17 protein-coding genes and 1 tRNA gene are annotated in these 23,942 nt (G+C 38.1%); all 18 read right to left on the reverse strand.

Annotated elements, in window-relative coordinates; genetic code table 11:
- Positions 1–16: 16 nt before the first annotated feature.
- The gene (locus FBF73_RS05305) at positions 17–6,508 is read right to left on the reverse strand and encodes a S8 family serine peptidase (protein WP_136937177.1); all 6,492 of its coding nucleotides are present in this window, start codon (positions 6,506–6,508) and stop codon (positions 17–19) included.
- 743 nt (positions 6,509–7,251) lie between these two features.
- Positions 7,252–8,037, reverse strand: coding sequence for an ABC transporter permease (locus FBF73_RS05310; protein ID WP_136937178.1), 786 nt, complete (start codon positions 8,035–8,037; stop codon positions 7,252–7,254).
- Between the two features lies 1 nt (position 8,038).
- Positions 8,039–8,857 (reverse strand): ABC transporter permease, encoded by an 819-nt coding sequence (locus tag FBF73_RS05315; RefSeq protein WP_136937179.1) that lies wholly within the window; start codon positions 8,855–8,857, stop codon positions 8,039–8,041.
- Between the two features lies 1 nt (position 8,858).
- Positions 8,859–9,851, reverse strand: a complete 993-nt coding sequence (locus FBF73_RS05320; RefSeq protein WP_136937180.1) for an ABC transporter ATP-binding protein — start codon at positions 9,849–9,851, stop codon at positions 8,859–8,861.
- A 479-nt stretch (positions 9,852–10,330) separates the two neighbouring features.
- On the reverse strand, positions 10,331–11,263 hold the full coding sequence (locus FBF73_RS05335; protein ID WP_169435180.1) for an alpha/beta hydrolase: 933 nt from the start codon (positions 11,261–11,263) through the stop codon (positions 10,331–10,333).
- Positions 11,264–11,613: 350 nt separating this feature from the next.
- Positions 11,614–11,946, reverse strand: a complete 333-nt coding sequence (locus FBF73_RS05340; protein WP_136937183.1) for a type II toxin-antitoxin system RelE/ParE family toxin — start codon at positions 11,944–11,946, stop codon at positions 11,614–11,616.
- Entirely contained in the window at positions 11,943–12,248 is a 306-nt protein-coding gene (locus tag FBF73_RS05345; RefSeq protein ID WP_042900630.1) for a type II toxin-antitoxin system RelB/DinJ family antitoxin, read from the reverse strand. Before FBF73_RS05345 ends, FBF73_RS05340 begins: the two co-directional genes overlap by 4 nt.
- 241 nt (positions 12,249–12,489) lie before the next feature.
- Positions 12,490–13,371: a class II fructose-bisphosphate aldolase gene (locus FBF73_RS05350; RefSeq protein ID WP_001018999.1), complete on the reverse strand. Its 882-nt coding sequence runs from the start codon at positions 13,369–13,371 to the stop codon at positions 12,490–12,492.
- Between the two features lie 134 nt (positions 13,372–13,505).
- Positions 13,506–14,840 carry a sensor histidine kinase VncS gene (gene vncS / locus FBF73_RS05355; RefSeq protein ID WP_136937184.1) on the reverse strand — a complete coding sequence of 445 codons (1,335 nt, stop codon included), beginning with the start codon at positions 14,838–14,840 and terminating at the stop codon, positions 13,506–13,508.
- Positions 14,837–15,493, reverse strand: coding sequence for a response regulator transcription factor VncR (gene vncR, locus FBF73_RS05360; RefSeq protein WP_136937185.1), 657 nt, complete (start codon positions 15,491–15,493; stop codon positions 14,837–14,839). The genes vncS and vncR overlap by 4 nt, the downstream gene beginning before the upstream one ends.
- A gap of 142 nt (positions 15,494–15,635) precedes the next feature.
- Complete coding sequence (vex3, locus tag FBF73_RS05365) at positions 15,636–17,015, reverse strand: ABC transporter permease subunit Vex3 (protein WP_136937186.1); 1,380 nt, start codon at positions 17,013–17,015, stop codon at positions 15,636–15,638.
- Positions 17,016–17,065: 50 nt separating this feature from the next.
- A complete protein-coding gene (gene vex2, locus FBF73_RS05370; RefSeq protein ID WP_136937187.1) occupies positions 17,066–17,713 on the reverse strand; it encodes an ABC transporter ATP-binding subunit Vex2 in 648 nt (215 codons plus the stop codon).
- A gap of 12 nt (positions 17,714–17,725) precedes the next feature.
- On the reverse strand, positions 17,726–19,003 hold the full coding sequence (locus FBF73_RS05375) for an ABC transporter permease (RefSeq protein WP_136937188.1): 1,278 nt from the start codon (positions 19,001–19,003) through the stop codon (positions 17,726–17,728).
- Between the two features lie 137 nt (positions 19,004–19,140).
- Positions 19,141–19,226, reverse strand: a tRNA-Leu gene (locus FBF73_RS05380).
- 80 nt (positions 19,227–19,306) lie between these two features.
- Complete coding sequence (locus FBF73_RS05385; protein WP_136937189.1) at positions 19,307–19,882, reverse strand: cysteine hydrolase family protein; 576 nt, start codon at positions 19,880–19,882, stop codon at positions 19,307–19,309.
- Positions 19,882–20,670: a GTP-sensing pleiotropic transcriptional regulator CodY gene (gene codY / locus FBF73_RS05390; protein ID WP_000940721.1), complete on the reverse strand. Its 789-nt coding sequence runs from the start codon at positions 20,668–20,670 to the stop codon at positions 19,882–19,884. The genes FBF73_RS05385 and codY overlap by 1 nt, the downstream gene beginning before the upstream one ends.
- A 256-nt stretch (positions 20,671–20,926) precedes the next feature.
- Positions 20,927–22,501, reverse strand: a complete 1,575-nt coding sequence (locus tag FBF73_RS05400) for a DEAD/DEAH box helicase (RefSeq protein WP_049551343.1) — start codon at positions 22,499–22,501, stop codon at positions 20,927–20,929.
- A gap of 197 nt (positions 22,502–22,698) precedes the next feature.
- Positions 22,699–23,925 (reverse strand): OFA family MFS transporter, encoded by a 1,227-nt coding sequence (locus FBF73_RS05405; RefSeq protein WP_136937190.1) that lies wholly within the window; start codon positions 23,923–23,925, stop codon positions 22,699–22,701.
- Positions 23,926–23,942: the final 17 nt, after the last annotated feature.

A 23,942-nucleotide genomic window follows, 5' to 3' on the forward strand; every position in this document is an offset into this window, starting at 1 on the left:
ATCTACAGCTTTTGTCTTAATCTTGATCTTTTCTCTTCAATCCAAGAAGCGCTCCTACTATAAACAATATTCCAGCAAGGAATGGTGTAAGAGCTGCTCTAACCGTTCCGGTTTTTGGCAACTTATCAGAATGGTTAGTATCCGACTTACTATCAATGTTAGTATGTTTATTAGCTATGTTCTCTAGTTCATTAAGATGGACTTCCTTCTTATTTTCAAAGTTTTTATCAAGAACTGTAGTTGTAACATCCTTCGTTGAATCAGATTTTTGTGAATGATTTGCTCTTTGTAAGTCCTCTTTTCTATGACTTTGATTTAATTGACTAGGATTTGCCTGTGGGTTATCTTTCTTTTTGGATACATCAAAAGTAGGTTTATTTTCCTCCTCCTTTTTCTCCTCTATTTTCTTGAATACAGGTTTTATAAGGGTATCTTTTGATAGATTAAGAACATAGCCAGTGTCTTTTTTCCCTTCGAAACCAGCAATTTCCCAGCCATCAAATTGATAACCTTTTTCTAATTCACCCTTATAGACAGGTAAAATAAAATCTTCTTCCGACACTATCGTTGAACTCATTTCTTTTCCATTTTGAATGGTTACAGTTACCATATGAGGTTTTAGTTCACTTACCTCTCCCGTATCTCTGTTTAAAATGAATTCTTTTACGGTTGTATTTCTTGCAAAATCTTTTACAACAATCTTAATGTTTAGTGTCTTATCTGCTATTTGTTTAATATCATCAAATGATTTGTATTCTTTTCCATTTACATAAATATGTTGTTCTTGAATCTCACCATCGAATCCATTATTTCTTTTATCATTGATATTAAAGACTACAGATTTTCCCTTAGCATATTCGATACTAGTATTTCCCTTAGGATCAATGTTTACTTCTGGTTTAACATTATCATATAAAAATTGATAGTGTACTCCAACCGCTTTCGCATTCAAATCGCTATAGCCAGTTTGAAGATAAACATTTCCATCCATATCTGTTACCTTATCTGGAAATCCGTTTGCTTTATAGTCTTTCATCCCCCAGTCCATGATGTCACCGTCTTTAACATTAAGCTTAATGTTAAAATCTCTAGTGTTATCAATGTGTAAATCTCCATAGATTAAATAATTATCTACAACTGATTCATTAACTCTCAACTCCCAGTTGAAACCACCCTTATCAGAAATCTTACCTCTTAAATAAAATTCTGGATTTCGTACATAAATTTTATTAGATTTAGATGGATTAAAGTAGTTCTTGTCCATTGAAAGATTTACTGGTTTTGCATCAATAAATAACGTAGAGCCATCTTCTTTTATAGCTTCTACATTGGACATATCCTCTCCTGTGTACTCTTTACCATCCTTACCAAATAATACCAGTTTAGAAGAATCTGTCACAAGATTTCCATCTTTATCGATTGCTTCCCCTTTATCATTCATTTTAAATGTAAACACTTGATACCTTACAATGTTAAAGCCGTCCAAAGCCGACATTAATACGGATTGAGTACTTCTTCCATCTTCAACATTTCTACTATCAGCATAAATTATTTTTTCTGATAAGACTCTTAGATTAGGATTGGCCTTTTGTATTTTTGCTATATCTTCCTGGCTATAGACTCCATTCCCTTCTAACATATCCGTTTTTCCAGGATTATAGGTAGTCACTTTTAGTGCATAGCCTTTTCTTAGAATGATGTTATCCTTTAATAGATATTGTTGTTTTTCTGAATCAGAATAGATTTTACCAGATTCCATGTCCGTTAAATTGGTTGGTTTGTTTTTTGAAAGATCTCCTTCTCCTAATTCTATTACATTCCCATAACTTGATGCATAGGGATATTCTGCTTTAGTTTCCTTATTTTTTTCAGGCATTCTAATCTTCGTTTCAGCTTTTATCTGATCATCATCTTTAACAAAGAATCTCATATCTCCTGCAAAAGCTAATCCATCCACAATATCATTAATATTAGCGTATAAATCAAATGTCATCGTTTTTGAATGTGAATCATACTTAGTCGTTTTGATTTCTATTGATTTATAATTATTGCCATAATATACCTTGGCATTTTTAGAAACATTACTTATCTTTCCAAGAATTTCAAAGTGTCCATCTTTAGACGGGCTTAGAACACCATAAATTTTTGATTTGATTTCGTCAAGTTTTTCAGTTTCATATTCTAAGGCACTACCATCGTCATAAGCAATGATATTTCCCTTATCATCGTATTTATAATCGTATTCCTCTATTCTCTTACCAGTTTCACTTGTAAAGTCATCAACTTCTCTAAATTTCTTTTTAATGAGTTTCTTTAAATCTTTGCTTTCAAAGTCTCTAATTGTTGAAATTGTTTTATGAATAGTCAAGCTAGATTTTTCTTCGGTAATCCCTTCATTTCCTTGATGATTTTCTACCTCAGTTGTATCTTTTTTAAGACTATCCTCTTTTCTATTTTCTAAATTTTTAAATTTAGATTCGGCAATCTCTCCAAGCTTTTGGTATTTAGATGAATCCTGATCAGGATCTACTAGATAATAGGAAATCATCCCCTTTTCATCAGCATGATCAGCAAATTTAATTCTATGAATCTTTGTGAAATTGCTAGAGCCATCTAATGCAATGACTTCAATGATTTTTCCTCTTAAATCTCCTGCACCATTAATTTCATAAATGGTATTTCCGTCTTTGTCAAGTTTTCTATTTCTTCCTTGACCCTCACCTGCATAAGTTACTTCAAGATTTTTCTCAACCTCTCCATCTTCATTAACCAGAGCAGCTCCTGCATACCAAACTTCGTTGGCAATCTCGTCAAATTTTTCAGGATGTTCTTTCTGATCTCTCGCAAATAAAGTTTCATTCTTGTATTGCTCTTTTACCTTGTGATAAGTATCCTTTGTGATCAGCTTAATTTTTTCAGGATTTGAAAAATCAATCGAAACAATCTTAGGAGCTGTGTTATCAATTTTTACAGGAATATAGGAAACCTGCCATGGGTAATTCTTGGTTAATCTATATTTAAATTTATAGAAATATTGACCTTCTGCAATCGGTTCAAATTGACCTCTTATCTTAGTAGCAGGATCTTTGGTATCCTTGCTTTCTGGTGCATTTTCTTCTCTACCTCTAGGGTTATAGATGAGTCCATCCCACTTCAAGTCACCCCAAACTTTTAGTTTAGAAGATTTGATTCCCTTTGCATCATTTCTCTTAGAGTTCAAAATTCCTTTAATAAAATGTTCTCTCGAAATGACTTTTAAGTCAATTTGATTTTCTCCTTCTTTATTTGTATTTACTATTGAAATCAATCCTTCTTCTGCACTTCTTAATACAAGTGGAGAAGGTGTTAATCCTCTTTCAAGTTGAGCATCTTGAGGATTTCCATTTGAATCTAAAGGATAAATTTTAGCGATCTTAGAACCACTTGATGATGGTGCGTTGATCCCTTCGTTATTAAAAGCAAACAATTCTGGATTTTGATCTAGGGATGTTGTATTTTTATCTTTTCTATTTTGTATAACTCCTGCTGGATTAAATTTATCTATACCATGTTCTCCACCAATCCCCTTATTTAAGGTTCCTGGAATTTTTGGTTTACCATCATCATCATAACCTTCCATTGTTTTTGATTTTGAACCTTCTTCCCAGGCCCATTTATCAAGGATTGGTTCGTGGTTCCAATTCCCAGCAAATCCCATTAGAGGCATCGACAAAGAAGGTTGGAAGTTTATTTTCTTCCCGTTGGAGTTTAGAGCTTCCATTTCTTCCACTGACTCAAAATGAATAAATGATTCTACAAATTTATTTTTGTTTTTAGCCTCCCCAACATTTATAACCGCATTTAAATCAAAGCTAGAATTTGGGCTTATGGTGAAAGTATCATGCTCAAATGTGATATTTGCTCCTTTGACTTTTTCTGGGTGAATTTCTGGAACAATTTGCTTCCCATCTGGAGATTTTTCATCTTTATATGTTTCATCCAGTTTTAATCTGTCAGTTAGAGCATCTGTAGTTATAGCAGATGCTGAAACTTTAAAGGTCAAAGGTCTGTTTGATGTATTGTGAAGCTTAATTGTAAAATATTTTTTATCTCCTTTTATTTCTTTAAGAGAAATAGAACCATAAGAGTTTACCAAGCCTTTAGAATCCGTGTTTTTAAAAGTCGCTACGACTTCATTTCTCAAAGCATTGGCAACATTAATTAGCCCTGCTCCCTGTTGTCTAGGTGATGCAAAGTATTGACTTTTTTCTTTCCAAGACGTTGCATCCATCATAGGACGTGCAGTATTTTGTAGGGCTATTTTTGTAAGACTTGTAAGATCTATTTTGTCATCTCCCTTAAGATTTTTCAATACAGGTCTTTCAAGCATTTCCTTTAATTTTGGCCTAATCAAAACAGTAGAAGCTGCTACGATTGGAGTTGCCATACTAGTCCCTGACATATAGCCATAAGTTGATTTCCCATTAATGACATTGAGAGTGGATTTAATGTTTTTACCAGGTGCTGAAACATCAGGTTTTAAAAGTAAATCTGTTCTCGGTCCCCAAGATGTGGATCCTGCTGGGACTATAATATCTTCTTTATACAGTTCTTTGTCGGTGTCAGGTGCAAACTTAAAGTCAATTTCTTTTTCATCACCTACATTCGGTTTATTAGAATTATAGCTTGCCATATCAATTGGATAGTATTGCTCCAATTTATCTTTAAAATCTTCTTTATTATTTCTTTTGACTTTAGTTTTTTTATCAGGGTTAATCATGTTCCATAACTTTACACCATCATCTCCTGAAATTGAGAAAACTTGACTAGTAGTTCCTTCATCCTCTTCATATCCCATAGCTGGGAGCTCTGTCCAATTATCTCTATTGTAGTAATTTACAGTATTTACAACCATAATGGCGCGTGCACCCTTATCCGTTGCTCGTTTAAAAGCATTTTTTAAATCCTTTGTATAAATTCTATCCATTACTGCAATTTTGCCCTTAAGATCCAAACCTATCAAATCTTGGTCTTGACCTTTGCCTATATATACAAATTTCAATTTACTAGGAGCTTTTGAACCATCTTCGTTTGTTATGATTTTATTCTTATCGAAAAAAGCCCCTATATTTCTGTATTTAAAACTTTCTCCTCCAATCTTAACTTTATCAAACTCAACTGTTTGATTTTTAGCAGAAGCAACTGCTATCGCATCTTCATGTGCTGCAGTTCGTGTTACATTTCCAGTGTCGGTCATTTTCAGATTATTATTTGCCACTAAATCCCACGAAGAACTTGAAGCAGAAGTCGCATAGTTACCTGTAGCTACGACCATTGGAATGCCTGCTTTTCTTAACGCTCTAATAGCTTGCCAATATTTTTCACCTACAAGACCTGTTCCTGTAAAGCCAGATGATACCGAAACAACATCGACATTGTGTTTGATGGAATCTTCAATAGCATGAAACATTGTTTCATCACCTGCGAATCCAGATCCAGCATCAGAGTACATTTTATAAGAGAAAATTTGTGCATTAGGCGCTATTCCATCTATTCCATTAAAGTTTTTGATATCTTTTTCAGTATCATTTCCTGCAAGAATCCCAGCAATATGCATCCCATGTGGATCAAAATAATCGCTTCCATCATCAGCTTTTTCTACAGTAATTTTACCACCATTATAATAATTGAAAGCATGAGGAATTTTATCACTCAACCAGAAATTTTTATCAGTACCCTTTAAGTCTTCTTTTTTAAATCTCATTGAGTCTTTAGCATCATCATCGATTCTCATAGCCTTATGTCTATAATCTGTCCCCGTATCGATATTTGAAATGACCATACCTCTACCATCAAAATTTTTCCCAAATGGTGCATTGATAGATTTTAGGTAATCGATTGCCTCTTCAACTCCAATTTCTTTTCTAGCATGATTCATCATAGGTTGGACTTTTTGTGACCTTTCAACCGATGAAATACCTTCTATTAGTTTAATTTTGTCCAGAGTATCTTTGGTCGTTTCAATAGCGCTACCGTTAAAAATTCTATCATAAGTATATAAAACTTTTGTATTCTTAAGATTTGATAATTCCTTGATTGCTTTTTCTCCAGATTCTTTATCTTTAAATTCAGCAATATAGACAAGTTTATCTTCTTTTTGATGATTTTCTGTGTCTTTACTTGCAGACGAGTCTGCATTATCTCCTTTGTATTGATTGGAATCTTCTTTTTTGATTGTTGTTTTTTCATTGTTAGTTTTATTGTCTATCACAGATTCTTTACTAACAACTTCTTTTTCCTCAATAACTGTTGTTTTCTTCTCTTCAGTATCCTTTGAAGTTTCTATAGCATTATGAATATCTTCATGTTTTTCTTTGTTTTCTTTTTGTTTACCTACTACTTTTTCTTTATCAGAGATATTTAAAGCATCTTCAGAGCTAGATGTGTCTGCTAAGACTACCTCATTAGGGACATATGCTGCTAAAATAACTGCAGCTGTGGTTAATGACAATACTGTACTTTTTTTCATTTTAATTCCTTACATATTTATTTAATTTCCAATAGATAGTAAACTTTAACTTTGCTAGCCTTTGTTATAAAAAGTTTTACTAAGTATTATCTAGGAAATAGAGTAGTACATTTATATATAATTGTTAGCTCTCTGAAAAATAGTATATCAATTAAAAAAATTTAAGTCAAGGAAAATTAAGGTGTGTTAATTTTATTTTTAAGGTGTGTTAAAAATGATATAAAAATTTCGTACTTAACTGAAATACATTATCAGCACATTCACACCATCAAAAATGGTAGCAATCAAGTTGAACCACTACCAGAATCACAAAGATAGATACCATTAGTGCAATGTCAACACCATTAAAGAACATAAATAACCGATAAGAACTAGGCTTAACGGTTATTTTCTACATATCTAATTTTTCAAATCCTCAGTCATATGTTCACCTGTAACCTAGACTTTACGAGTGTCTTGCTCTAGCAACTAATACTCAATGAAAATCAAAGAACAAACTAGGAAGCTAGCCGCAGGTTGCTAAAAGCACTGCTTTTAGATTGTTGATAGAACTGACGAAGTCAGCTCAAAACACTGTTTTGAGGTTGCAGATGGAAGTTGACGTGGTTTGAAGAGATTTTCGAAGAGTATGAGCTAAATCGGTGATTACACTTACAGTATAGCGCTCTGAGAATAGGTGTCAAGAAATTTTCATCTCTATCAGAAAAAGCCTGTCATGAGACAAGGCTTTGGTATTCTATTATTTACGAACCCGCACTTTCGTAGGCATCCAAGCCCTTATCCCAAAGTTTAAGGGAAATGACAAAGAAAAGCAGAGAAATTAACATCAAACCTCCGATGTTAAAGATTATATCCTTGTCCTGCAAGAAATAGCTAGCAGGATAGTAGGCCGTAAAGGCAAATGGCACGATAAAGCTAATCAACCATCGTAGAAGAGAATTGTAAATAGAAATCGGGTACTTGGCAAAGTCATTAAACATATAAAAAATGTAAATCATGGCGCCTGACTGCTTGGTCCAAAAAGCGATGCTGGCTGTCGCAATTTTCAAGGAAGTATAAATCAAGGTCGCAAAAGGAATGCAGACTAGAAAAATCAGGAATTTGGGAAGAGTCCAATCAATACTAGATACTGTTGTCGCTAGCAGAAGGCCTCCGACCAAAAGTTCACCCAAGGCATCAATCTGAAAGGTCTCAACTAGGATGTGAAAGAGAGGATTGATAGGACGTGTCAGATACTTATCAAATTCTCCTTTTCGCACCAAGCGTTGCCCTAGCGCCCAGAGATTATCAAAAAAGAGATGGTCCAATCCCTTTGGAATCAAAGAAAAACCATAGATAAAGGCAATTTCTTGAAAAGTCCAACCTTCTAGGGATGGGATGTGTTGAAAGATGACATTGAGAAACAAGAGATTCAAGCCTTGAGTCAGAAATACTCCCAGTACTCCAACCACAAAATCCACCTTGTATTCCATGATTTGTTTGATGTATTGTCTGATAAAAATCAGATGCATGCGTTGATATTTTTTCATACTAACCTCCCTGAATGGTAATGAATGACTGGACTCGTTTCCAAATCAACTGAGACAAGCCTACCATCACTAAGAGCCAGAAAAACTGCAAACCGAGCGCCTGAAGAATCTGATTGGCATCGTATTTCCCAACGATAATCATGACCGGAGTGTAAATCAAGGATGAAAAAGGCAAGAAGGACAGAATATCTGAAACAATCTTTGGAAAGAAAGCCAAGGGAATCAAACTTCCAGACATAAAGGCCACTATGGAAGTCTTGAGTAGATTGGAACCCCAAAGATTTTTAAACACAAAGGCTGAAAATCCAAAGCAGATATTAAAGAAAAAGTTAATCAGATAGGCTAGCGTTAAGCTAAAAAGATAAAGGACAGTTAATCCCAGTACTTCTACCATCCCTTGCCCAGATATGATTTTCATTAACACGATGACACTTAAAAATGGAAGGCCAACAGAGATAAAAATCAGCCACTTGGAGCCAAGCTCAGTGAAAAGGTAAGAGGCCGCAAAATGCACCGGTCGCAACAAACGCATGATAATGGAACCATCCTTGACCTCCTCCCCAATCATAAAGGAGCTATCCGACCTAGTCAGAAGATTGGTCACAAAACTCATGATGATGTAGAGGGTGATATCTGCCATACTAAAGCCCTGAATCAAAGACTCTTGCGAAGAATCAAAGACAGCCTTCCAGAGATAAAAGGCCACAAAAGCCCCCATGACATCCCCAATCCGATAAAGAATAAAGTTAACTCGATAGGTGATCAATTCCTGAACACCTGCATTGATAAAGGGTTTATAACGTCTCCACAATTTGACCATTTTAGAGCTCCTTTCGATAGAAGCGGCGGATAATATCCTCAATATCCGTATCCATCATCTTCAAATCGCGGATTTCAAAATCAGAAAGGGTTTGTTTGATAATGTCAGCTGACTGGTAGCGGGAACTATCGAATTCAATGTTGAGACTATTTCCCTGTCTATCAATAATCATATCAGGCAGGCCTTCATAGTGAGAGACGAGATGACTTTGATCTGGTAGCAGTTCAAAGGAGAGTGTCTTCATCTTGCCAAAGGTTTCCTTGAGCTCGCTCACCGTTCCATCAAAAATCTCCTGCCCCTTGTCAATCATAAAAATCCGATCACAAAGTTGCTCAATATCACTCAAGTCGTGAGTGGTCAAGAGAATGGTAGTCTCTTCCTCCTGATTGATCTGGGTAATAGCCCGACGAATGTTATCCTTGACCGAAACGTCTAAACCAATGGTAGGCTCATCTAAAAAGAGAACCTTGGGATTGTGAAGCAAGGAAGCTGCAATGTCCGCCCGCATCCTTTGACCCAGTGAAAGAGTTCGCACGGGATCCTTGATAAAGTCCTTCAAATCCAAGACTTCATTCAAAAAGTCCATACGCTTATGAAAGAGCGAGTCTGGCACATCGTAAATCTCCTTTAAAACCGTGTAGGTCTCTTGCAGAGCCAAATCCCACCATAGCTGGGTTCTTTGCCCAAAGACCACTCCAATATCCTTGACATAATCTTGGCGATTGTCCTGAGGAATCTTGCTGTTAATCCGACAAAAACCAGATGTCGGTTTTAAAATCCCTGTCAGCATTTTAATGGTTGTCGACTTCCCAGCACCATTAGCACCGATAAAGCCCAAAATTTGCCCTTTTGGCACCTCAAAGGTCAAATCCTTGACCGCTTCAAAGGTCTGCTTTTCAGGATGAATAAAAGAGCGCAATGCCCCCTTCAAGCCCGGTTCCTTAACAGTCTTCACAAAATTTTTCTGAAGATGTTCCACTTCTATCATTGCCATATCTATCTCCCTATGGTAAGGAATAGCAACATTGTATTTTTGACTACTAACATTCTAAATCCTTACTTTCTAAACCTTCTACATTTTATTACTACAAAAGGCTTTATACCAACCTATTATAATCCAATAAAAATTAGAATGCAAGCGTTTGCCTAAAGCTTATGAAATTGAAAATTTTTCTCTTAAAGTGGGACTTTTATACTCAATGAAAATCAAAGAGCAAACTAGGAAGCTAGTCGTAGGTTGCTCAAAGCACTGCTTTGAGGTTGCAGATAAAACTGACGTGGTTTGAAGAGATTTTCGAAGAGTATTAGTCCAAAATTTTGGATTAATAGTCTCCTTAAAACACCAAAAAACCCACCCAATGGGTAGGCTGGTGGATAAGAAAAAGAATTTTTTTAATCGAAAAAACTCACGATTCTACTGTTCATCCTTCAGCATTTAATTATTGTCATCAGTCTAAAATGATTTCTAACCCCTCAACTACTCTTTAAAAAATCTTCAATACGAGAAACAACCTCATGATTTTGATAATGATAAAGGTCGTGTGGTACATCCATATATATGACTTTCACATTAGACTGTTCACTAGCAAATTTCTCTGCAAAATGCTGCCATTCTGATTGGCTAAAGCTAGTACCATCACCATTAGAAACCAGTAATAAGGTAGGAATTTTCAGATTGATGCTTGAGGGAACTTTCTTGGCATTTTCCTTTACTAAACGAGATTCATTTAGCATAGCTTGTGACATCAACTGCTTATAAGCTAAAATTTTATATTGTTTTCGTTCATTTTCAGTAAGAGTTGAATTTTTTATATAGAAGGACTCAGGGAAGTAGCGTAATAAACCAATCTTGCTGCTCCAAAATGCCACAGTGATTAAGGCCTGATTTTGCTTTAAATTCTCATAACTAGCTGGCAGTGCCCAATCTAACCCAACCAAGGTTTTCACTTCATCAGGATATTTTTCCTGCCAAGCTAAACTCTCAAGACTAGCCATGGAATGAGACAAAATGATAAAAGGACCTTTGACATTTGCTTGTGAAAGAGCTTGACGCGTCTCAGACAAAACCTCCATCACATCTCTTGAATGATTGCTATCATCACTATAACCATACCCCGCTCGCTCCACAATTACTACCTTATATCTTTTTGCTAAGGAATCTGATAAATCCTTAAAATCCAAGATTGGAGAAGCAATTCCAGCACCCGAGAGAATTACTATGGTTTCAGGACCAGTCCCTTCAACGTAAACATTTATTTGATGTTCATTGACGGGAACTAGTTGCCCCATAAGTGTCAGTAAGGCTTGTTCCTTTTCCAAACAGATACGGTGAAAGATGAATGTAGCTAGTAAAAACAAAAGAATGAAACTAAGGAAGGCAAGACTACATTGTTTTAGTATTTTCATAGCATTATTGTACAAAAAATAGAACCTTTTCGCAACTTAAGGATGGTTCTTCTAGTATATAACCTCTATAAATCCAAACACAAAAAACCCACCCAATGGGCAGGTTCTGTATGTATTGTTCAGCTAGATTAAGATTTAGCATCTGGAGCATAATGAATAGTTTTTCCATATTTCTTAAAAAGCTTTAATTATGATTTTATAGTAGATTGAATAAGGTATGAACAACTCGCTTAGGAAAGTCAATCTAATTTCTGGAAATATTTTTAGCAGTCGCAGTGTACTATTTTAGATTCAATCTACTATATATAAGTGCCATGAAATAGAATATAATCGGACTAAATACGTATATGTCAATCGGATTTGTTCCCGATTTCAAACAGTAATCTGTCCAAGCTACTTGATTGATGTAACACTCTCAAGATAGTAACTGTATCCTTATCAAAACGATAAAACACTGAATAATTTTTTACTAGTAGTCGTCTAACTTTAATATCTAAACTGAGCAATTCCTCTACAATAGCACATCTTTCAGGAAATATTTCTAAAGTTTTAATCCCTTCTGCAATAGCTTCAAAATGACTCATAGCAGTTTCCGGCGATTGAAGCTCATCTGCGATATAATGATAAATAGCTTCCATATCTCCTTCAGCTCTTTTTAAAATATTAATGGTTATTTTAGTCATACGTTCCGTTCCTTAAATTCTTTAAAGAACTCATTGACAGATCGAACATGACCATTTTCTGCTTCATGATAAGCTTCAACCATCATTTGTCCAAATCGTTCAGCTGTCATTTCCTCTACATTCATTGATGAAGGTACATCTGGCAATGCAATATCAAAAGGGATCTTCTTCGTTAATGATACTTGTTTCAATAATAGTGTAACTAATGTTGATATCGGCATACCAAGCTGCTTCAAAACCTGTTCAGCTGATTGTTTATCTAATTCATCAACTCGAACACTAATTGTAGCTGTTTTTCCCATTCTTATCACCTCACTTACGATTTGTACTGTAATTGTACAGCAATTTACATTACTTGTCAATTAAATGTTTTTTGAAAACGAAATACCACTATTACACTGTTGAAAGATTAGATTAGCCTATCCGATAAAAAGCAGTAACACAGAAAACTATTGACCATGAAACGCTCTCGTAATCTTAACCCCTATGTGTAAACAAAAAACCCACCCAATGGGCAGGTTTCATCTGTACTGTTCAGCTAGATTAAGCTTTACCTTCTGAACCGAATACGTCGATACGTTCTTCAACTGATGCTTGGATAGCTTTTACACCGTCAGCCAAGAATTTACGTGGGTCGAAGAGTTTTTTCTTGTCGTATTCTGCTTCGTTTGCTTCGTAGTCACGAGCAAATTTACGAGTTGCGTTAGCGAATGCGATTTGGCATTCAGTGTTAACGTTAACTTTCGCAACACCAAGTTTGATAGCTGCTTGGATTTGCTCATCAGGAATACCTGATCCACCGTGCAATACGATTGGGAAGCCTGGAAGAGCTTCTGTCAATTTTTGCAAGTGGTCAAGGTCAAGACCTTCCCAGTTTGCTGGGTAAGGACCGTGGATGTTACCGATACCAGCTGCCAAGAAGTCGATACCAGTTGCAACCATTGCTTTAGCGTCTTCGATTGGAGCCAATTCACCTTTACCAATGATTCCGTCTTCTTCACCACCGATAGTACCAACTTCAGCTTCTACTGAGATACCTTTAGCGTGTGCTTTTTCAACAACTTCTTTAGCCAATTTAAGGTTTTCTTCAACTGGAAGGTGTGAACCATCAAACATAATTGAAGTGTAACCAACTTCGATACACTCAAGTGCATCTTCGTAGTGACCGTGGTCAAGGTGGATAGCTACTGGTACAGTGATACCCATTGATTCAACAAGGTTAGCGATCAAGTTGCGAGCAACTTTGTAACCACCCATGTATTTAGCAGCACCCATTGAAGTTTGGATCAAAACTGGAGCTTTTTTAGCTTCTGCTGCACGCAAGATAGCTTGAGTCCACTCAAGGTTGTTTGTGTTAAATCCACCAACTGCATAACCGTTGTCACGAGCTGCTTGGACAAATTTTTCTGCTGAAACGATTGCCATTTTATCAGGCCTCCTGTATATTTTTATGGGTCATCCCATTTACATTGTTCATTTTATCACTTTTTGACAAAAAAATCTAGTTTTTCCCGTAGTTTCGATTGAATTTCTTCTAGCTTCATCTATGTAAACCCTTTCTATCTATAGTCTTGGGCGACTTTTGGAAAAGCTATGAAGAAGGTTAAACGATTCTCCGCCATCTCAAAACGATAAGCTAATTTTTCATGTTCCAATAGACTCTTGACCACAAAGAGCCCCATCCCAGAACCCTTAGCCTTGCGACTAGCATTGTCAGAAAAAGACTGGGCTAGTTTTTCTTGTTCTTCTGGGCTACAGCTATTCTCGATAAAAAGTTCCCCTTCTCTTTCTCCAATGCCAACTAAGCCACCTGGAACAGAGTGCTTAATGGCATTGCTGATGAGATTAGATAGGATCAACTTCATAACTGATGGGTTTAGATAAGCCTGCTGATGGGTCAAACTATTGTCTATCTGGAGTTCCCTTTCCTTAGCTAGCAAGGCATAATCTTTAACCAGACTTTGCGTCATCTGGTGTAAGTCAATTTGTTCCCTATCATCTCGTAATTCCTGTACAGACGAGAGAGAAAGTATCTGGAGAACGTGGTGATTAAGCTCATCCACAATTCCTAAGGCAACTCCCAGATAGTGGTCTCTATCCTTATAACGCCCAACGTTTTCTTTCATGTTTTCGATCAGGATTTTCAAACTAGCCAGAGGTGTTTTCAATTCATGAGAAGCTCCACGTAGGAACTCAACCTTCATCTTTTCCAGCTGAAGAATAGCTTCATTCTTGTCATGCAAGTCCGCAATAACAGTCAAAAGATGCTGGTAAAGGCTATTGATTTGTTCCTTGAGATCACCAATCTCATCCTTAGAATCCACACGTAATCGCACTTGGGCATCCAAATCCATCATCCGACGGGTCACCCGCTTGATTTCCAATATCGGAGCAACAATGGTCCGAGCATAGATATAAGCCACCAAGAGGGAAATCAGAAAGGATGCCAGAAAGGTATAGGGAAGAAACTGGAGACTGATTTGCTCTGCTTCCTTTTGCAAATCCATGGAAGCTAGAAACTGGAGAGTCATGGTACCACCGTCTTGCGTTGTCACCTCGCGCTCCTCGATAAAAAGAGAGGTTGTCTGACGTTCCGTGTCCAGAGGAAGACTGTCCTTGACTTCTAACTTGTCCTCGGTCATCTCTCCCTTGACCCCCCCCTTAATCTCACTAGTCTGGGAATACAAGTCTAACACTTGCTCGATGCTCTGCCTATCCTTACCTTCTAGGGACTGGGCAATGGCTGTCGCTTTCTGACCAATGGTTTCCTGACGATGGCTCAGATAAGTCGAAGGAAAAAGAAAATAAATAGCTAAATGAAGGCAAATAACCAGAACACTAAAAATCGAGAAGGTGTAGATAAATATCTTTGTAAATAAACCTGTTCGTTTCATTTTCGCTCCAATTTATAACCAACATTGCGCACAGTGAGGATGCAATCCAAGTCTAGCTTTTTCCGCAGTTCCTTGATATAAACATCAATGACACGGTCAAAGGGAACCTCATCTGTCGCTTTCCAGACCGCATCAATTATCTGAGATCGAGTCAAGGCTCGTCCTTCATTTTTCACCAGATAGTCCAAAATTTCCAACTCTTTAGCATTAACAGCCACTTCTTGACCTGCTAGGCTGGCACTGTAGCTCTCAAAGTCCACCTTGGTATCCTTATAGGAGAAGATTCGTCCCGTATCATAATAGCGCTTGAAAATCGCGTCTACCCTCACTTTTAAGAGGGAGAGGGAGAAGGGCTTTTCCAGATAGCCATCTGCCAGAGAGGCAAAGGCACTCATCTTGTATTCCTCATCCTGAAAGGCTGTTAACATCAAGACAGGGACTTGGCTGGTTTTGCGAATCTCAGCTAGGACTTCTAGACCATTGAGCTTGGGCATCTGGATATCTAGTAAAACTAAGGCCACCTCATAGCTGGAAAATTTTTCTAAGGCTTCCTCACCGTCCGTTGCTTCAATGGTTTCATAACCACAATCCGTCAAATAATCACTGACCCCCTCACGGATCATCTCTTCATCTTCTACAATTAAAATTTTCATAGAAAAAACGTTTCACATTCCTTTAAATTTCTTGTAAATCATCTCAATTTCATCCTGAAAGGAAGAGGCCTTATCAAGATAAAATAGATAAAAATGCTACCTATATTATACCCCATTTAGGAGAGAATAGGTAGCAAGTTTGTTATTCGCTATCTAGCAGAAGTTCTTTTGGTTGTTTTCTAAGGAGATTGCTTGAAGCAAGCGCCATAACGATAACCACTAGAACCAAGGCTAGGACAAAGACGATGATAAAGTCTGATGTCTGAATGGAAATATCTAGGCTCGACAAGGTCTTGCTAAAGCCATCTACTTCTGCACCGCCACCAAGGTTAGAGGCTTGAGCAGCCTTGCTAGCCTGTTTGGCAACACCTGAAGTGACATTGGCAAGAACAGTATTTCCGATTGCACGGGCAGTGTAAGTAGCTAGGAAGTAAGCAGAGACAAGAGCAGGGATGGCAATCAAGATAGATTCGGTGATAAATTGACCCAAGATACTTGCCTGCTTGAGACCGATAGAGAGGAGAATTCCCACCTCCTTGCGACGAGCGTTAATCCAAAGGCTGAGCAAGAGGGCTAGGAGAAGAACTGAGAAGCTCAAGCTACCCCAGAAGAGGAGGTTGGCCATCTTGTACATACCAGAGATGGATTGCTCAAGAGCTGGGTAGTTAGAGGAGCTCTTCACCAGTGTATAGCTCTTCCAGTTGATACCACTGATGCCATTCAACTCTTTCATGACGTCATCCAAGTTCTTGTCTGCTGTTACAAAGAAGGTTGCGTCCCCATAAATGGCCGTTTCTTCTGTATAACCATATAGTTTAGCAGCCGTATGGATATCTGTGATAGCTGTGTTTTCGTAAAGCTCTTGTGAGTAGGTGACTGCCGACTTATTGTGGCCATCAAAGAGTCCCTTGATTGTCACTTCAACTGTTTCCTTGGCACCTTTTTCATTGTCTGCATCGTAGATATTAGAGTCTAGTTTAACCTTATCCCCTACTTTCCAGCCGTGTTTGGCTGCCAAGTCCTTGTGCATGAGGATTTTGTCCTTGTCGTCGTTGGTTAGGTGTTCTCCTTCGACCAGCTTATAAGAACCAGAGACAAACTTGTCTTCTTTGGAAGAGTCATTGACACCTGTAATCATCAAGCTACTTCCAAAATGTTTGGCACGATCAGGTGTCAGATTTTTCTTGGTTTCTGGAGTTTCGATAAGTTCATATCCAGTCAAATCTCCGATAGCGTTGATGCGTTTAACATAAGACTCAATGGCCTTGTTTTCGGTGATTTTTTTGATATCTTCACCCTTAATATTCCCAGCACCACGTGGCGTCCCTTGATTGACGCGACGATTGATTTGCATGGAAAAACTATTGGTAATATTTTTAAAGGTCTCCTGAGAAGCCTTGGCAGTAGCTCCCTTGATCGACAAGCCGACCAAACTCAAGCTCGCCATGAGGAGAATAATCAGGAAGATGACAATCGATTTGAAAAACTTCCTTGTAACATAGGCAAATGCGTTGTGTAACATAGGTTCCCTTTCTAGATTTGATTTAATAATTCTATCAAAATAAGCTCATATTATTTAGTAGTATTGCGAGTTTCAGTCAATTTCTTATCTTTCAACTCAAGTGTAATATCTGACGCTTGTGCCACTTCTTTGCTGTGAGTTACGACGATGACACATTTACCTGTTTTCTGGGCAAGTGATTTGAGCAGTTCGATAATATCTCCAGCAGTTTTAGGGTCCAGATTTCCTGTTGGCTCATCTGCTAGAATGACTGGAGCTTCTGAGACCAGACTACGAGCGATGGCAACACGTTGCTGTTGACCACCTGATAACTGGAGAACATTCCGCTTAATCTGACTTTCATCCAAACCAAGTTCAAGCAGTGTATCCTTGCTTGCCTTTTTATTGACCAAGCGGATATTTTCCAGTGGAGAAAGATAATCTATCAAGTTATAATTTTGAAAGACCAGGGAAATATGGTGCATACGATGGTAGGAATACCCCTTCTTACGAATGTCCTCTCCTTGGAAAAGGATAGAACCTTCAACAGGACTATCTAGACCAGCCAGTAGGGATAAGAGAGTGGATTTTCCTGCTCCTGACTCCCCAATAATACTGTAAAATTTCCCGGGTTCAAAATTATAATTGATCTGATATAGGACTGCTTCAGCAGTGTTCTTATAACGGTAGGTAAGGTCTTGTAATTGTAATAAAGTCATGATTTCTCCTTCTTAACTAATAGATGATAAAATTTCTTTAGGCGATTTTCTAAATAAGAATAGGAAACAAAGGGCTACAGATAAGCAACTAAGCAGAACTAGAAAAACATAGGATTCTGCAAAAGATAGGATGCTGGTTGATAGACTGCTTGCTTTGGCTAGTGTATCTTGTAAGCTTGCCTGATCTCCACTGGCTAGGACAGTTTGGAGTAGATAAGAGGTGATGGCGTTTCCTGAAACAAATGCTGGAAGCAAAGCACCGAGAGATACCAAAACTACCTCTAAACAGAACTGTAGGAAGATTGAACTCTTGCCTTTTCCAAGTGCCAGAAGAATCCCCACTTCGTAGACCCTTTCTCTCAACCAGAGAGACAAGACTAAAATTAAGGCCCCAGCTCCTGCTATCAACATCCCATAAAGGAAGATGGTGAGGAAGGTTTGGAAGGTTGCTACTGAGTCCTTGATTTGTTCAAAGGCCTTGTTTTCCTTCTCGACTTGGTAGCCTTGACTTTCTAAAGCCAAGTTTTCCACTTGCTTCATGAGCCCGTCCATTTCCTTAGGATTTTCTACATAGAAGCGAGCAGCACTGACTTGAGGTTCACTATTTCCTAAAAGGGTTTGGCTACTTTCATAGTCTGTAAAGACCTGGTTTTCACTGAAGTCGGAAGATAAGCCTGTGAATTTCTCTTGTTTTTTACCAGAGAAGATTCCGACGATTTCAAACTCGACAGTTTGTCCTTTACCAGCTTCAGACTGTCCAGCATCAAAGCCAAGCTTGTCATGAAGCGAAATACCATTCTTCTTAGCCAACTCTTCGTGGATAAGAATTTTCTTGGAATCCCCTTTTTGAAGGTGTCGCCCTTCTTTTAAGTTGAAAGACGAGCTAGTAAAGGTCACATCCTTGGATGAATCCTCAAGAGCCGTTAAGCTGACCAAATTCTTGTCCGCTGCTGACAAATCATCACGTTCTACGCTCTGCTCACCACTCACTACTTCCTTGTCTTTCAGTTTTGCGACCGTTTCGAGTTCGGGAGAGACATTTTCCAGCCCCTTAATCTGGCTCACGGATGATAAGTTCGACAACTTGAAGGTCTGACCGTTTTCTATCTTCTTAATAGAAAAAGAGGTATTGAGTGATTTGTATAGATTGGTTTCCACTGTCTTGTTGGACTTCATCAGAGTCAAACAGGCTGAAATTCCAGCCAACAGTACCAATAAAATCAGAAATAAAATAAAACTTCTCAGTCGTTTTCTGCTGACATAAGCCCAAGCTCTTTGGATTGGATTCATTTGTCACCTCCATATTTATAAGACTATTATAAAATCCAAATATGAAATGTTTATGAAATATAAAAAAAGAGCAAAAATTTTTTGCTCTACTTGAATTAGATGAAAAAAAGAGCCAGCCTAAGCTGACTCTTATCCTATGCGGAGAGAGGGACTTGAACCCTCACGACCTAAAGCGGTCACAGGATCCTTAGTCCTGCGCGTCTGCCAATTCCGCCATCCCCGCGTCGATTACTTTACTAGTATATCAACTTTTAGGATGCTTGTCAACACTTTTTTTCAATTTTTTTCATTTCATCAACCAAATTACTCAGAAAGTTCATTTAGATTTTCATCTACTAACTTAGCTCCAAGTGTATTTTTGAAATGACCTAGGGCAAATTGATGATTTTCAGGCCAGATGGAAGCAACAGCTGGTTTAACAATCTCGATGTCATATCCTAGATTATAGGCATCTATAGCTGTATGCAGGACACAGATATCCGTCAAGACACCTGTTAAGATAACGGTAGACACTCTCCGCTCTCTCAAACGAATATCCAGGTCAGTCCCTGAAAAAGCTGAGTAATGACGTTTATCCATCCAAAAGACACGACTGTCTGAACCATGCTCTTGATAAAAGGTCCCCAAATCTCCGTATAAATTCCGTCCACTAGTCCCAATCAAATTGTGAGGAGGAAATAGCTTGCTTTCTGGATGGAAACAATCGTTTTCTTCATGAGCATCTATTGTAAAAAAGATGTAATCTCCTTGTTCAAAAGCTAATCGAGTTACCTTGCTGATGGCATCCGAAATCGCCTGAGCTGGAGCACCTGCTGTCAATTTTCCACTATCAGCAACAAAATCTTCTGTATAATCAATCGAAATTAAAGCCTTAGCCATTAGTAATCTCTTTTCTTCACTTCTTCAAAAATATCTGAAATCAAGACCTTAAGATAGGTTCCCTTCATTCCAAGTGAGCGACTTTCAATAATCCCTGCAGACTCAAGTTTACGAAGGGCATTGACAATCACAGAACGGGTGATTCCGATACGGTCTGCAATCACAGACGCAGTCAACTGCCCTTCATTTCCATTTAATTCCCCTAAAATTGCTGAAACAGCACGGAGTTCGGAGTAAGACAGAGTATTAACCGCCATGGTAACAGCAGTACGGCGGCGAATATTTTTCTCATCTTCTTCACGTTGGAAATTAAGGAGTTGAATCCCAACAACGGTACTCGCAATCTCAACAAGAATCAAGTCCTCGTCTTCGAATTTTTTATCATTGCGCCAAATAATCAAAGAACCAAGTCGAATCCCTGATACATGAATCGGTGCAATAGTCGTCAAACCATCTGGAAAGTCGGCACGACTTTCCACAGGAAAAATGCTTAAATCATGATCAACTGTCAGATTGGCTTCTGTATCGTAAATCATGTTCGCACCTTGAATGTAGTCATCTGGGAAAATTTTAGTTTGGAAGAATTGCTCTACACGATCTGTATTGGTTTTGTAACGCATAAAATAGCCAAGGAGACGTCCCTTGCTATTGACGATACAGGCGTTACAGTCAATAATATCTGCCAATTGACGGGTAATCGCATTGTAGGGAAGTTCTTCCTGCAACTGCTCGTCTGAGCGCTTCAGGATAGAAGTAATTTTTCTAGTTTTTTCTAATAAATGTGCCATTTTTCACCTCGAATTTAATCGCTATCATTATAACATAAACAGCTTGAATTTTCAATTATTATCTGAAAATTGCTTATTTAATTGCAATTTAAAAAAACAAGAATATTTTTAATTAAATTGCTTCTTTTCTATTGACAAGCTCCCTATTTTTGTGTATTATAATATTACAAGAAGATAATATATCTATTTTATTTATCTTTCTTTTTCCATTCGGTCTCCTTATATAAAAAAGCGATTCATTTTGAACCGCTTTTTCTTATTTATCGCCCTTGTTACGAATAACAAAGCCTGTTTGCTTTTCACTTGAAGTATTGCGTGGTTTTTTATTATCCTTACGATAACGTTTTTCCTTATCAAAACGATCATTGCCACGACTTCCTTTTTTGAAATCATCACGACGACCATTGCCACGGCGATCACGGTCTCGACGGTCGTCCCCACGACGGCCTCCACGACCTCCCTTAGCTTTACCACCGAATCCATTACCTGATGGTTTAAATGGCAGTGGTTTTTCACGTGCAATCTCCACTTCAGGAAGACTATCTGGATCTTGAACAGTCAGACTCAAGATATACATTGCCAATTCTTCTGGAGTAAATTCGGCAGCTAGCTTACGAGCATCCTTACCAAATTTCTCAAAGTTGGCACGGATAGTCTCATCTGCAAAATCACGTTCGATTTTCTTGAGAGCTACGTGTTTTTTAGCTTGGAAGGCTTCTTCTGCACTTGCAGGTTTGAGACCTTTCATGCGTTTCTTGGTCAAATTCTCAATGATTTGGAGGTAGCCCATTTCATTTGGTGATACGAAAGTAATAGACTGACCTGACTTACCAGCACGACCTGTACGACCGATACGGTGAACATAACTTTCAGGATCTTGTGGAATATCGTAGTTATAGACATGGGTCACACCTGAAATATCCAAGCCACGCGCTGCAACGTCTGTCGCAACCAAAACATCAAGATTGCCATTTTTAAAGTCACGAAGGACACGAAGACGTTTGTTTTGGTCTAGGTCTCCATGAATTCCTTCTGCACGGAAGCCACGGATTTTCAAACCACGAGTCAATTCATCTACACGGCGTTTTGTACGACCAAATACGATAGCAAGTTCAGGCTGTTCCACATCCATAAGACGAGTCATGGTATCAAATTTTTCTTGTTCTTTAACACGAATATAGTACTGGTCAACCAATTCTGTTGTTAATTCCTTAGCAGCAATCTTCACATGCTCAGGTTCTTTCATAAACTGAACACCGATACGTTTGATGGCATCTGGCATAGTTGCTGAGAAAAGCAAGGTTTGACGGCTTTCAGGGACACGGGAGATGATAGCTTCAATGTCTTCAAGGAAGCCCATGTTAAGCATTTCATCCGCTTCGTCAAGGATAAGAGTTTCAATATCTTGTAATTTCAAGGCCTTGCGTTTAATCAAGTCCAAGAGGCGACCTGGAGTTCCCACCACGATATGGGCACCAGATTTAAGAGCCTTAATTTGCTTTTCAATGCTTGATCCGCCATATACTGAACGGACTTTGACTCCCTTACTGCGACCAAAGCGGAAGAGTTCTTCTTGACTTTGGACAGCAAGTTCACGTGTTGGAGCGATAACCAAAGCTTGGATGGTCGCTTCTTCTGTACGGATTTTTTCAAGGGTAGGCAAGCCAAAGGCTGCAGTTTTTCCTGTACCAGTCTGAGCTTGACCGATAACGTCCTTACCTTCAAGAGCCAAGGGAATAGTTTGTTCTTGGATAGGACTGGCTTCTACAAAACCAGCTTTTTCAATCTCTGCTAGCAAATCAGCAGACAAGTTTAATTCATTAAATTTCACGTTCTTCTTCTTTCTAAAGGTGGTGCGAAGCCACCCTATAGGGCTTAGTTTATACTTTTCTTTTTATGACGTATTTTCATATACTGGATATAAAATCGTGTTGCTTCTTTTCCACAAAAGAAAAGTACTGTTTTCTTTGCAACCTATCTAGTATAACACAAGACCAGCGCAAAAGATAGCCCAATTTCTCTAGAAAATCATGTAAGCGGTTTTTGGCTTTCCTTTTTGATTGAACGACCTAGATAATAAGACAAAGCCAAGGCTATACTATATAAAATGAGAAAAACGAACAAGGTTTGTGTGTAAGAATGAGCCATTTTATAAGTCTCTGCTAATAAAATAGGCCCTGCTAAACCAGCCATTGCCCAAGCTGTTAAAATATATCCATGCAGAGCGGCCAATTCCTTGGTCCCAAAAATATCACTGAGATAAGCCGGAATCAATGAAAAACCAGCTCCATAGCAAGTCATCAAAATAGACATAGCGACTACAAATAAAACGGAATCTGTAAAGAGCCAAAGTGAGAGAGAAAAGAAAAGATTGACAAGCAGCAATATACTAAAGGTTAGAGGGCGACCGATATAGTCAGATAAACTCGCCCAGAGCAAACGACCAAAACCATTGAAAATCCCTAAAATGCCCACCATTACTGCTGCATGACTTGTAGACAAGCCAGCCATCTCCTGTGCCATTGGCGATGCCGCTGAAATTAAGCCTAAACCACAAGCTATGTTGATAAAGAAAATAATCCAAAGTATATAAAACCGATTGCTTTTCAAGGCCTGATTTGCAGTCATTCCTTGCATCAAAGAGGCTGTTTTTTCTTTCCCTGAAACAGATAAAATTGCAAGTTCTTTCTCATTTGGACGCTTAATGAATTGTGAAGCTAGGAGCATGATAATAAAGTAACTTGCGCCTAAAATATAAAAAGTTTCTACAAGCCCTACCCCTGCGATGAGATGTTGCGCTATGGGACTAGTCAATAAAGAAGCAAAACCAAACCCCATAATCGCTAAACCTGTTGCGAGACCACGTTTATCAGGAAACCATTTTATAATTGTTGACACAGGGGTAATATAGCCTGCTCCCAAACCAAGCCCACCTAAAATGCCATAAGCGAGATACAGCAACCACAGCTCCTGACGGTCTATTGCAAATCCTGTTAAGATATTTCCACCTGCGTATAGAAAAGCAGATAGACTCCCCATGACTCTCGGACCAAATTTTTCTACCAAACGCCCCATAAATGCAGCCGATAATCCCAAACAAAAGATTGCTAGACTAAAGGCAAAGGCAACAGAAGCCTGATCCCATCCCGTTTTTTCAATAATAGGGTTGCGATAAACACTCCAAGCATAAGTCGAACCCAGCATTAAGTGTAAAATGACTCCAGCAAAGGCAATAATATAACGATTCAATTTCATAAAACCTCCTATTTTCG

This window comes from Streptococcus mitis (assembly GCF_005144795.1).
GTDB classification, from domain to species: domain Bacteria; phylum Bacillota; class Bacilli; order Lactobacillales; family Streptococcaceae; genus Streptococcus; species Streptococcus mitis_BB.